Source organism: Bradyrhizobium genomosp. I (2014), from assembly GCF_000261685.1.
Classification (GTDB): domain Bacteria; phylum Pseudomonadota; class Alphaproteobacteria; order Rhizobiales; family Xanthobacteraceae; genus Bradyrhizobium.
In genome coordinates this window covers 1-11,975 of record NZ_AJQE01000013.1, presented here as the reverse complement: position 1 = coordinate 11,975, position 11,975 = coordinate 1, and the positions used below count along the sequence as shown (strand labels likewise).

Below are 11,975 nucleotides of genomic sequence, written 5' to 3'. Positions count from 1 at the left end.
AGGCGAGCCTCGATCGGCTCGCGAGCCTGGGTGCCGAGCTCGAGGAGTTCTCCGGCGAAGGCTTTGACATCGAGCCGATCTGGCGGGCCATCAACCACACCGTCTGGCGCACGCGCTTCGCAAAACTGGCGACTGAACACAAGGACCAGCTGAGCGAGGCCTTTCTCAAGCAGCTCGCGCTCGCCACCGAGGTCAGCGGCGTCGACTACCAGGAGGCAATGTTCGCGCGCACCGCGCTGTTCCGCCGCATGCAATCGCTGCTTGCGCGCGGTCACTTCCTGGCGATGCCGACCCTGACGCGCACTGCGCTGCCGATCAAGCAGGATCTGTTCGGCACCATCGAGATCGACGGTCGGCATTTCGACAGCGTCCGGCCGCACTGGTTCCCCTGGACCATGCCCTTCAACATGACCGGCCACCCAGCTGTGAGCCTGCCCTCCGGTTTTGCCCGCGACGGCCTGCCGATCGGGTTTCAGCTCGTCGGTCGCTTCCGCGCTGACGCGGAATTGCTGCGCGTGAGCGCACTGTTCGAGGCTTCAAGCGATCTTCTGTCCCGCTGGCCGGCTTGAGGAGATGGGCATGCAGCAAGGGGCTTGTGTGCAAAGGACTTGCCTCCGGCGTCCGGACATGTTGATCGTGCCGCGGGTAAGCCCTGAATCCGAGCGCGCATGAGCGTCTTTGTCCTCCGACGTCTGTTGACCTTGCTGGCGACGCTGGTCGGCGCATCGCTGATCATCTTCCTGGTGCTCGACGCTCTTCCCGGCAATGCCGCGCAGATGCTGATGGGCGCCGATGCATCGGCGGATGCAGTCCGCGCGCTCACCGTCAAGCTCGGGCTCGACCAGCCGCTGGCGGTTCGCTATCTGCAGTGGATCAAGGGGCTGCTCGTCGGCGATCTCGGCAACTCCTATGTCTACGGCACGCCGGTCGCCAGCCTGATCGCGGAGCGGCTGATGCTGACCATTCCGCTCGCGATCATGGCCATGACGATCACCGTGACGCTGGCGCTTGCGGCCGGCATCTACACCGCCGCCAACCACAACAAGCTCGGCGACGTCGGCGTGATGTCGCTGACCCAGGTCGGCATCGCGCTGCCGAACTTCTGGTTCGCAATTCTCTTGGTGCTCTTGTTTTCGGTGCGGCTGCAATGGCTCTCGGCGGGCGGCTTTGCCGGCTGGGAGGACGGCATCTGGCCGGGGATCAAGTCGCTGCTGTTGCCGGCGATCTCGCTTGCGGTGGTGCAGGCCGCGATCCTCGCGCGCGTCACGCGTTCGGCGGTGCTGGAGGTGCTGCGCGAAGACTTCGTCCGCACCGCGCGTGCAAAGGGCCTCGGCAAGCGGGAAGTGCTCTGGAGCCACGTGCTGCGCAACGCCATGATCCCCGTGATGACGGTGATGGGGCTGCAATTCGCCAATCTGCTCGCCGGCACCATCGTGATCGAGAACGTGTTCTACCTGCCGGGCCTCGGCAGGCTGATCTTCCAGTCGATCGCCAACCGCGACCTGATCGTGGTGCGCAATTGCGTGATGCTGCTCGCCGCCATGGTCGTCATCGTTAATTTCGCGGTCGATGTGCTCTATGCCTTCATCGATCCTCGCATCAAGGTTCACGATCTGTGAGCGCGCCCCTGACCATTGACGCGCCGATCGCAACACGACCGCTGCCGGCCCGCACGTTCTGGCGCCGTGCGCTGCGCCATCGGAGCTTCATGCTCGGCGGCGCACTGACACTGCTGGTGGTCGCTTCGGCGCTGCTGTCGCTGCTGTGGACGCCGTGGTCTCCTTACGAGATCGACATCGCCTCGAAACTCCGGCCGCCGTCTTCGTCGCATTGGCTCGGCACCGATTCCTTCGGCCGCGACATCGTCTCGCTGCTGCTCGCCGGTGCCAGATCCACCATCATGGTCGGCGTCATCGCCGTCAGCATCGGTCTCACTTTCGGCGTGACGCTGGGCCTGATCGCCTCGGCCCGGCGCGGCTGGACGGAAGAGATCATCATGCGCTTTTCCGACTTCACTTTCGCCTTTCCGGCGGTGCTCTCCGCGATCATGCTCGCCGCGGTGGCGGGGCCGGGCATGGTGACCTCGATCATCGCGATCGGCATCTTCCAGATACCCACACTGACGCGGCTGACGCGCGGCTCGGCCAACGCGATCTGGGCGCGCGAATTCGTGCTGGCGGCACGCGCCGCGGGCAAGGGGCGCTTTCGCATCACCATCGAGCATGTGCTGCCCAACGTCCTGTCGATCCTGATCGTCCAGGCCACCATCCAGTTCGCGCTCGCCATTCTCGCCGAAGCTGCGCTGTCCTATCTCGGTCTCGGCACCCAGCCGCCGCAGCCGTCGTGGGGGCGGATGCTCAATGATGCGCAGACGCTGCTGTTCCAGTCGCCGATGCTCGCGGTCTATCCGGGTGCGGCGATTGCGATCGCGGTGCTGGGTCTCAATCTGCTTGGTGACGGATTGCGCGACCTGCTCGATCCCAGGCTGGCGCGGGAGCGATGATGATGGGCGAGCGCTCCAACATGCCGCTGATCGAAGTCAGCAATCTCGGCGTCCGCCTCAATACCAGCCGCGGGCTGGCGCAGGCCGTGCGCGGGGTCCGGTTCGCTCTCAGGCGGGGCGAGACGCTAGGGCTCGTCGGCGAATCCGGCTGCGGCAAGTCGGTCACGGCGTTGTCGTTGATGGGCCTGCTGCCGGACAGTGCGGTCGTCGCCGGCAGCATCAAGCTGGATGGCAGCGAGCTCGTCGGCCTGTCCGATGCGGACTATTGCCGCCTGCGCGGCAACCGCATCAGCATGATCTTCCAGGAGCCGATGACCGCGCTCAACCCGATGCACACGATCGGCCATCAGGTCGCCGAGCCGCTGCGCCGTCACAAGAAATATTCGGCGGCGCAGGCGCGGAAAGAGGCGATCGCCTTGCTCGACCGCGTCGGGCTGCCCGATGCTGTCAGGCGCGTCGACGCCTATCCGCATCAGTTCTCCGGCGGGCAGCGCCAGCGCATCACGATCGCGATGGCGCTCGCCTGTGAGCCCGACCTGTTGATCGCGGACGAGCCGACCACCGCGCTCGACGTCACCATCCAGGGCCAGATCCTCGACCTCATCGCCGATCTCGTCGAGGAGCGCGGCATGTCGATGATCCTGATCTCGCACGATCTCGGCGTCATCGCCGAAAACGTGCAGCGCATGATGGTGATGTACGGTGGCACCGTCGTCGAGAGCGGACCGACCGACGAGGTGTTCCGCCGCATGGGACATCCCTACACGCAGGGCCTGTTCCGCGCCCGGCCGAAGCTCGGCGCGCGCAAGGGGACGCGGCTGACGACCATCTCGGGCACGGTGCCGGAGCTCGCCGATCTGCCTTCCGGCTGCACTTTCTCCGATCGGTGTCCGCTCGTGATCGATCAGTGCCGCGCTGCGCTGCCGCCGATGGTGGACGTCGTTCCGGGCCATTTCGTGCGCTGCATCAGGACGGACGTGTCGATGGCCGAAAACGTCGGAGCGCTGACCGCATGATTGCCGTGCCGCTTCTTGACGTCAGGGATCTCGAACAGCGCTACATGCTGCCGCGCGAAAGCCTGTTCCGGCCGCCGGGACAGGTGCGTGCGCTCAACGGGGTCAGCGTGCAGGTCGCCGCCGGCAAGAGTCTCGGCGTCGTCGGCGAGTCCGGCTCGGGCAAGTCGACTTTCGCGCGGCTGGTGATGGCGCTGGAGCAGCCGACATCGGGGCGGGTCGCGCTGCTCGGTCGCGATCTCAACCGGATCTCCGCCAACGAGCTGCGCCGCGCGCGGCGTGATTTCCAGATGGTGTTCCAGGACCCCTATGGCTCGCTCGATCCGCGCCAGACCATCGCGCGGATCGTCGCCGAGCCGCTCACTGTGCTTGAAGGCGCCGACCGCACCACGTTCCGCGAGCGCGTCGCCGCGGTGCTGCGCCAGGTCGGCTTGCGCGATGCGGACATGGACAAATATCCGCACGAATTCTCCGGCGGCCAGCGCCAGCGCATCGCCATTGCGCGTGCCCTGATCACCCAGCCGAAGCTGATCGTCGCCGACGAGCCGGTCTCCGCGCTCGACGTCTCCGTGCAGGCGCAGGTGCTGAACCTGATGCAGGACCTCCAGGAGCAGTTCGGCCTCAGCTACATCCTGATCAGCCACGACCTCGCCGTCGTCGACTATCTCTGCGACGAGGTCGCGGTGATGTATCTCGGCCGGATCGTCGAGCAGGGGCGGCCGGAAGATCTGTTCGAGCGCTGTGCCCACCCTTATACGCGAGCGCTCCTTGATGCCGTGCCGCGGGCGCGCGCCGGCGGCGGCCGGCGTCGGCGCGGGGGCCAGGCGATCGCCTCGCAATCGGCGGCAACGGCCGGATGCCCCTATGTCGCGCGCTGTCCGCTCGCCGATCAGCGTTGCCGCGCGGTTCTGCCTGAGTTACGCAAGATCGGCGAGGGGCACCTTGCCGCCTGCCACAAGGCCGAGGCCGTGATGGCGTTGCCGCAGGCGGCCATGGAAGGTTAGTGTCCTCAGCAGGATTGGCGTAGGCTTAAGAACAGAACTGGCCGGGGAGTTACGCATGTTCAGGAAACTATCGATCGTCGCATTTGCCCTCACGCTTGCCGCCGCGCCTTTGCCGGTGCTGGCGCAGGGCAAGAAGGACAGCGTCGTCATGGCGATGGCGCTGGAGCCGCCGGGGCTCGACCCCACCAATGCCGCTGCGGCTGCGATCGCCGAGGTCACGCTCTACAACATCTATGAGACGCTGACCAAGATCAACGAGGACGGCTCGGTCTCGCCGCTGCTGGCCGAGAGCTGGACCGCTTCGCCCGACTTGAAGACCTACACGTTCAAGCTGCGCAAGGGCGTCAAATTCCACAACGGCGAAGCGTTCAATTCCGCCGCGGTGAAGTTCTCGTTCGAGCGTAACGCCGCGCCGAACAGCACCAACAAGGACAAGAGCCTGTATCAGGCTTTCGAGAAGGTCGAGACGCCCGACGCCGACACGGTCGTGATCACGATGAAATATGGCGAGCCGAACCTGCCGTTCCTGCTCGGGCAGGCGAGCGGCTCGATCGTGGAGCCGAAGAGCGCGCCAACCAATGTTACCCAGCCGGTCGGCACCGGGCCTTATCAGCTCGGCGCCTGGGCCAAGGGCTCCTCGATCACGCTGACCAAATGGGCCGACTACCGCAACGCCGCCGCGGTCAAGCTGTCCAAGGTGACCATCCGCTTCATCTCGGATCCGGCGGCGCAGACCGCCGCGCTGCTCTCGGGCGACGTCGACGCGTTCCCGCGCGTCTCGGCCCAACGCACCATCGCGCAGTTCAAGGCCGATCCGCGCTTCACGGTGCTGGTCGGCGGCTCCAGGGCCAAGACCATCGTCGCGATCAACCACCGCAAGAAGCCGCTGGACGACGTCCGTGTCCGCCGCGCCATCCTCGCCGCGATCGACCGCAAGGCCATGATCGACGGCGCCGTCGACGGCTTCGGCACGCCGATCGGCAGCTTCTACGTGCCCGGCGCGCTCGGCTATGTCGACACCACCGGCGTCAACCCCTACGATCCCGAGAAGGCCAGGAAGCTGCTCGCTGAAGCCGGTGTCACCACGCCGCTCGAATTGTCGTTGAAGCTGCCGCCGCCGTCCTACGCGCGGCAGGGCGGCGAGATTGCCGCAGCCCAGCTCGCCAAGGTCGGCATCATCGCCAAGATCGAGAACGTCGAATGGGCGCAGTGGCTGTCGCAGGTGTTCGCGCCCAACGGTCCGCACAATTTCGATCTGACCATCGTCAGCCATGTCGAGCCGTTCGACCTCGTCAAGATCACCGAGCCGGACTACTATCTCGGCTACAACAATGAGAAGTTCAACGCTCTCTACAAGCAGATCGTCTCGACGCCGGACGAGGCGGCACGCGCAAAGCTTCTCGGCGACGCCCAGCGCATGCTCGCGACCGACGCCGTCTCCGCCTACCTGTACCAGCCGCAGCTCATCACCATCACCAACAAGAAGCTGAAGGGCGTCTGGAAGGACGTGCCGCAATACGAGAACGATTTCTCGACGTGGCATTGGGAGTAGGGGCGCGCGGGGTGGCGTCCGTTGCTGTGCCCTCTCCGCTTGCGGAAGAGGGCAGCTCCAAACAAAAAATGAAAAAACAACCCCATGCACAGTAGCCGGGGTTAGCCATTTCAATGACTTGCGCGTTGCGCGATGGATGGTCGACGCGATGCGCCGAGACGTTGACCCGTCGGGCAAAACACTGGCATGACGCTGTCGTCGCGGTCTCATGTCAGGGACACGCCGTCAGGCAGCCATGAAGAAACCATCCCGCCGCGATGCCGGCATCGCCGCGGCGGCCGTCAGCGCCGCGGCGCCGATCTCCTTGACGCTCGACCGTACCCCAGGCGACTTACGCGAACGCGAGTACAAGTCGGCACTTGTCGGCTAAAGCATGATGAGATGAGGTTTGATTTCTGCAAAGACGGAGGTGCACACCCTCTCCCGCAAGCGGGAGAGGTGAACGAGCCGCACCGTTCGTGAACGTTGCGCCGCTTCTCCATCAGGCCGCTTCGGAGTCGACGTTGCCGATCCAGTCGCGGGCCAGCGTCACGTCGGCCTGCGACAATTGATGGCCGGCCGGCAGGACCTTGTGGGTCACGCGCGCGCCCGCTTGCGACAGCAGCGTCGCGAGCCGCGCCGAATTGCTCGCCGGCACGATCGGATCAGCCTGCCCGGAGAGCAGCAGAACAGGCTTGCCTGCAAGGTCGGCGTTCGGCGGATCCGACAGCGGCACCATGGCGCGCAGCAGGATCGCGCCCGCAAGCGCCTCCGGCTTCAGCAGCAACAGCGCTGCCGCGATGTTGGCGCCGTTGGAGAAGCCGACCGCGATCGGCGCGGCGATGCCGTAGCGCTGCCGCGCCTCGGTGACGAAGTCGCCGAGCTCGCGCGCGCGGCGGCGCACGTCGTCCTCGTCGAACACGCCCTCGGCGAGGCGGCGGAAGAAGCGCGGCATGCCGTGCTCGAGCACGCGGCCACGGGGCGAGAGCAGGGCGGCGCCGGGCGAGATCATCTTGCCGAGGCCGAGCAGGTCGTTCTCGTCGCCGCCCGTGCCGTGCAACAGCAGCAGCGGAGGTGAGCCCGCATCGCGTGCGGGCTCGAAATGATGAATGAAAGCGCTTTCGGTCATGACACAGTCTCTTCCAGGCTCGGCAGCACGTCCTCGATCTGCTTGCGATGCTGTTCGAGGAAAACAGGCAGCTTCAGCTCACGCCCCAGCGTCGCGACGGGTTCGTCGACGGCGAAGCCGGGGATATCGGTCGCGATCTCGAACAGCACGCCGCCAGGTTCGCGGAAGTAGATCGAGCGGAAGTAGTTGCGGTCCCGCTGCTCGGTCGGGTGCAGGCCGTGATTGCCGACGAGCTTCTGCGCCATCTTGCCCTGTTCGGCATCGTCAGCCGCGCGGAAGGCGATGTGGTGCACCGAACCGCCGCCCTGATGTCCACGCAGGAACCCTTTGGCCTCGTAGATGTCGACGATGCTGCCTTCGGCATCGCCTGATGCCTTGAAGCGGATCACCGAGCCTTCGCGTCCCGTCTCCTTGAAGCCGAACACGTCGGTGAGAACGGCCGCGGTCTTCGCCGCGCTGTCGAGCAGCAAGGTCACGCCGTGGAAGCCGCGGATCGCATGTTCGGCCGGCACATCGCCGTTGCTCCAGCCGGGCTCGTCCTCGGCACCGGGGATGCCGACCAGTGCGAGCGCCATGCCGTCCGGGTCGGTGAACGGCAGCACGGATTCGCCGAAGCGCTTCTCCAGGGCTTCGTGAGGAATGCCCTTCTCGATGAAGCGTTGCGTCCAGTAGCCGAGCGAGCGTTGCGGCACGCGGAAAGCGGTCTGATGGGTTTCGCCGACGCCGCGGCGTCCGGCCGGAACGCCCGCCCACGGGAAGAAGGTCAGGATGGTGCCGGGCCGGCCGGTCTCGTCGCCATAATAGAAATGATAGGTGCCAGGATCGTCGAAATTGACCGTCTTCTTGACGAAACGCAGGCCGAGATCCCGGGTGTAGAATCCGAAATTCCTGATGGGATCGCCGGCGATCGCGGTGACATGGTGAAGTCCAGACATTGTCGTCCTCCAAAGCTCGGGGAGTGTCTTGCTCTGGCTGGAAATATTGTTCCGCTTTGGATTGGAGACAATCCATGCAATTATGACGGCTATGTCTATGATTTGGAAACAATCGCCGGGGCGGCCCCTTGGATAAGGTCGCCAGCCTCCGGGCCTTCGTGAAGGTGGTCGAAAGCGGCAGCTTTGCCGAGGCGGGCCGGCAGCTGCGGCTGTCGCGCTCGGCGATCAGCAAATACATCGCCGACCTCGAGGAGAGCCTCGGCATCCAGCTGTTGAACCGGACCACGCGTCACGCCAGTCCGACCGAGAACGGCCAGCGCTATTTCGATCGCGCCGTCGTGATCCTCTCGGAGATCGAGGCCGCCGACCAGGCGGTGACGCAAGCGCAGTCGGCGCCGCGGGGCCTGCTACGCGTCAACGCGCCGATGTCGTTCGGCACCATGCGGCTCGGGCCGGTGCTGGCCGATTTCATGGCGCGCTATCCGGAACTGCAGCTCCAGATCGTGCTCAGCGACGATCTGCTCGATCCCGTGCAGGACGGTTTCGACGTGACGTTGCGGATTGCGGAATTGGAGTCCTCGAGCCTGATCGCGCGAAAAATCATGCCGGTGGCGCGCATGGTCTGCGCTTCGCCCGATTATCTCGCGCGCCACGGCACGCCAAAGCATCCGCAGGATCTGCGCGAGCACGCCTCGTTGACCTACGGCTTCCTGCTCACCGGCAACCAGTGGAAGCTCTCAGGCAGCGACGGCGATCACTGGATCCAGCCGGCCTGGTCGCTCTGCGTCAACAATGCCGAGGTGCTGCGCGACGTCGCGATCAAGGGCAGGGGACTGGCGCTGCTCCCTGATTTCATCGCCGCCGATGCCTTGCGGAAAGGCGAGTTGCGCGTCGTGCTCCATGACTATTCCGCGCCGCCGCTCGCGCTGTACGCAGTCTATCCGCCGACGCGGCATCTGTCGGTCAAGGTGCGGCTGTTCATCGATTTTCTGGTCGAGCGGTTTGGGCGGGAGGACGAGGCAGGTGTGCGGGCGCGTTGAGACTCGAGGCTTCGAACGGATCGAGGGGGCAGCCGCGCCTGACTAGCGCCGCAGCGTGAACTCGTCCGCACCGCGTCGGTATTCCCATTCCGCCCGCTCCAGCTCAGGCCGGTCGCATTCGACTTCCGGATAGCCGATGCAGAGATAGGCGATGAACTTCCAGGCGCTGGGCACGTCGAGAATGGCGCGGATCCGATCCGGGCTCAGGATCGATATCCAGCCAAGGCCAATGCCATCGGCGCGTGCGGCGAGCCACATCGCGGTGATCGCGGCGACCACGGAATATTCGGTCGTCTCCGGCATGGTCGCGCGGCCGAGGCCGTGGCCGATGCTGCTAGCCTTGTCCGCGAACACGGCGAGGTGGCCGGGGGCCTGCTCGAGGCCCGATAGTTTCAGCGTGGCATAGCGCGTTGCGCGGTCGCCGGAATAGGCGTTCAGCGCGTTGGCGTTGCACGATTTGAAGTCCTCGATCACGGCGCGGCGTGTTGCGTGATCGTCAACGATGACGAAGCGCCAGGGCTGGCTGAGGCCGACCGAGGGCGACAGGCAGGCGGTCTCGATCAGGCGAGGAATAGTGCCGTCCGGCAGGGGATCGGTCCGAAAGTGGCGGACGTCGCGGCGCCACACGAACAGCTCGCGCAAGTGCTGGCGGAAGGCGTCGTCGAACTCGACCATGACGTCAATGTCCCGTCTGGAAAGATGCGGCGGCAACCAGCGAGATCAGGATCTCGCCCGTCTGCTCGAACGCGCCGAGGATGTCGCCGGTCTGCCCGCCGATCTGGCGTATCGCAAGCCGCGCCAGCATCAGACCGGCGAGCGACAGCAGGACCAGGCCGACCAGCGCCTTGCCCGGGCCCAACGCCAGGGCAAGCGCGAGCGTTCCAACGGCGAAGGCCATGGCGACGCTGCGGCCCGGCGGCGAACCGGCGTTGGCCGATAGCCCGTCAGGCCGCGCCGGAGCGACCAGCGACATGAAGGCCGGCACGCCGGCGCGGCTTGCTGCGTGCGCAGCGCACAGCGCGAGCATGACGGCCCATGGATCTGCGATCGCCGCAAGCGCGCTCCAGCGCAGGCCGAACGACAGGATCAGCGCGCAGACGCCATAGGTCCCGATCCGGCTGTCACGCATGATCTCGAGCTTGCGCTCGCGTGTCCGTCCGCCACCGAGTCCGTCCGCGGTGTCGGCAAGTCCGTCCTCGTGCAGCGCGCCGGTGATGAGAGCGGTCGTGGCCAGCACGAGCAGGGCGGCAAGGCCCGGTGTAAGTCCGAAGCGAATGGAGATCTTGTAGATCAACGCGCCGGCGAGGCCGACCAGCAGTCCCGCGACGGGCAGCGCCCAGGTCGCGCGCGCGATCGCGCCGTCGCCGGCGGGCTTGGACGATGCGACGGGCAGGATCGTGACGAACGATGCTGCGATCCTGAGATCGGCGACGACGTCTCGCAAGAGCTCGGCGCGCGGGATCATTTCAGCTTCATCGGCAGGCCGGCGACGACGAATTCGACTTCATCGGCGGCAGACGCAATGACCTGGTTCATGATCCCGGCGGCATCGCGGAAGCTGCGCGCCAGCGCGTTGTCGGGCACGATGCCGAGGCCGACTTCGTTGGTCACGAGGACGACGGGACTGCTCAAGCGGGGCAGGGCGCCGGCGAGTTCCCTCACGTCTCGCTCCCAGTCGCGCGCCGCATGCATCAGGTTGGAGAGCCACAGCGTCAGGCAATCCACCAGCCGTGCGCCGCCGCCATCGGTTGCGAGCAGCGCCGGCACGAGATCGAGCGGGACTTCGCGCTCGATCCAGTCGGCTCCGCGCCGCGCGCGGTGTCGTGCGATGCGTTCCTCCATTTCGCCGTCGAGCGCTTCGGCGGTCGCGACGTAGACGGGCTGGCCGGGAAAGCTGCGCGCGCGCGCTTCCGCCCGGGTGCTCTTGCCCGATCGCGCTCCGCCGGTGATCAAGATGACGGCCATGAAGGTCTCCTGTCGCCAGCACTAATCATCAAACGCGCCTAAAGACAAAGCCGAAATCATGCGGCGAGGGACTTGCGCTCGGCCGCCGTCTTGCGCAACAGGGGCGGAGCGAGACGGGAGATTTGCGTGGAATTTGCGGGGGCCATGGCAGTGGCGATGGCGGTGGATGCCCTTCTGGGCTGGCCGTCGTCGCTGTTCGTGCGGATCGGCCATCCCGTCACCTGGCTGGGCTGGCTGATTGCCGCGATCGACTCCGCCTGGAATCGCGCGTCCGATCCGCCGGCGTCGCGCCGTGCTGCCGGCGTTGCCGCCGCGCTCGTGGTGATCGCGCTCTCGGTCGCGCTCGGCTGGGGGCTTCAATCCTTGCTTCCCTCAGGCTGGATCCAGATCATGCTGGTGGGCATCCTGGCCTGGCCCCTGGTCGCCTTGCGCTCGCTGCACGACCACGTTGCCGCCGTCGCAGCTCCGTTGCAGGCCGGCGACATCGCCGCTGCACGAGACGCGGTGTCCCACATCGTCGGCCGCGATCCCGCAGCGCTCGATGAAGCCGGCATCGCGCGTGCGGCGATCGAGAGTCTCGCGGAGAACGCCTCCGACGGCATCGTGGCGCCCGTGTTCTGGGGCGCGCTGTTCGGCTTGCCCGGAATCCTCGGCTACAAGGCCATCAACACCCTGGACTCCATGATCGGCCATCGCAGCGAACGGCACGAAGCCTTTGGGTGGGCTGCGGCGCGCATCGACGATGTCGCCAATTTCATTCCGGCGCGGCTGACCGGATTTCTCTTCGTGCTGCTGGCACCGCAGCGATCGGAGGCGCTGTCGTGCATGACCCGCGATGCGCGCCGTCACCGCTCG

General features: G+C 66.2%; 14 protein-coding genes. 9 read left to right on the top strand and 5 right to left on the bottom strand.

Annotated elements, in window-relative coordinates:
- From IC50_RS00975 to IC50_RS43660, 7 genes are all read left to right on the top strand, one after another.
- Positions 1–569, top strand: a 569-nt coding sequence (locus IC50_RS00975) for an amidase family protein (RefSeq protein ID WP_035699437.1), incomplete at its 5' end; no start/stop codon positions are given.
- A gap of 99 nt (positions 570–668) precedes the next feature.
- The gene (locus IC50_RS00970; protein WP_035699434.1) at positions 669–1,619 is read left to right on the top strand and encodes an ABC transporter permease; all 951 of its coding nucleotides are present in this window, start codon (positions 669–671) and stop codon (positions 1,617–1,619) included.
- The gene (locus IC50_RS00965; protein WP_035699432.1) at positions 1,616–2,503 is read left to right on the top strand and encodes an ABC transporter permease; all 888 of its coding nucleotides are present in this window, start codon (positions 1,616–1,618) and stop codon (positions 2,501–2,503) included. Before IC50_RS00970 ends, IC50_RS00965 begins: the two co-directional genes overlap by 4 nt.
- A gap of 2 nt (positions 2,504–2,505) precedes the next feature.
- A complete protein-coding gene (locus IC50_RS00960; protein WP_035699441.1) occupies positions 2,506–3,519 on the top strand; it encodes an ABC transporter ATP-binding protein in 1,014 nt (337 codons plus the stop codon).
- The gene (locus IC50_RS00955) at positions 3,516–4,520 is read left to right on the top strand and encodes an ABC transporter ATP-binding protein (RefSeq protein ID WP_035699430.1); all 1,005 of its coding nucleotides are present in this window, start codon (positions 3,516–3,518) and stop codon (positions 4,518–4,520) included. Before IC50_RS00960 ends, IC50_RS00955 begins: the two co-directional genes overlap by 4 nt.
- A gap of 55 nt (positions 4,521–4,575) precedes the next feature.
- A complete protein-coding gene (locus tag IC50_RS00950; RefSeq protein ID WP_035699428.1) occupies positions 4,576–6,072 on the top strand; it encodes an ABC transporter substrate-binding protein in 1,497 nt (498 codons plus the stop codon).
- A 235-nt stretch (positions 6,073–6,307) separates the two neighbouring features.
- Positions 6,308–6,442: a hypothetical protein gene (locus IC50_RS43660; protein ID WP_271525501.1), complete on the top strand. Its 135-nt coding sequence runs from the start codon at positions 6,308–6,310 to the stop codon at positions 6,440–6,442.
- 111 nt (positions 6,443–6,553) lie between these two features.
- On the opposite strand, the gene IC50_RS00945 is transcribed toward IC50_RS43660, so the two are convergent.
- A complete protein-coding gene (locus tag IC50_RS00945; RefSeq protein WP_035699426.1) occupies positions 6,554–7,180 on the bottom strand; it encodes an alpha/beta hydrolase in 627 nt (208 codons plus the stop codon).
- A complete protein-coding gene (locus IC50_RS00940; RefSeq protein ID WP_035699424.1) occupies positions 7,177–8,115 on the bottom strand; it encodes a ring-cleaving dioxygenase in 939 nt (312 codons plus the stop codon). Before IC50_RS00940 ends, IC50_RS00945 begins: the two co-directional genes overlap by 4 nt.
- Before the next feature lie 128 nt (positions 8,116–8,243).
- Here IC50_RS00940 and IC50_RS00935 point away from each other — a divergent pair, with 128 nt between their 5' ends.
- Positions 8,244–9,155, top strand: coding sequence for a LysR family transcriptional regulator (locus IC50_RS00935; protein WP_035699423.1), 912 nt, complete (start codon positions 8,244–8,246; stop codon positions 9,153–9,155).
- A 42-nt stretch (positions 9,156–9,197) separates the two neighbouring features.
- On the opposite strand, the gene bluB is transcribed toward IC50_RS00935, so the two are convergent.
- From bluB to cobU, 3 genes are read right to left on the bottom strand one after another with little or no spacing between them, the layout of a single operon-like run.
- Entirely contained in the window at positions 9,198–9,830 is a 633-nt protein-coding gene (gene bluB, locus IC50_RS00930; RefSeq protein WP_035699421.1) for a 5,6-dimethylbenzimidazole synthase, read from the bottom strand.
- Positions 9,831–9,834: 4 nt separating this feature from the next.
- The gene (cobS, locus tag IC50_RS00925) at positions 9,835–10,620 is read right to left on the bottom strand and encodes an adenosylcobinamide-GDP ribazoletransferase (protein ID WP_035699419.1); all 786 of its coding nucleotides are present in this window, start codon (positions 10,618–10,620) and stop codon (positions 9,835–9,837) included.
- Positions 10,617–11,120: a bifunctional adenosylcobinamide kinase/adenosylcobinamide-phosphate guanylyltransferase gene (cobU, locus tag IC50_RS00920; protein ID WP_035699417.1), complete on the bottom strand. Its 504-nt coding sequence runs from the start codon at positions 11,118–11,120 to the stop codon at positions 10,617–10,619. Before cobU ends, cobS begins: the two co-directional genes overlap by 4 nt.
- A 126-nt stretch (positions 11,121–11,246) precedes the next feature.
- Here cobU and cbiB point away from each other — a divergent pair.
- Positions 11,247–11,975 (top strand): adenosylcobinamide-phosphate synthase CbiB (gene cbiB, locus IC50_RS00915; protein ID WP_035699439.1); only part of this gene is annotated, 729 nt, incomplete at its 3' end.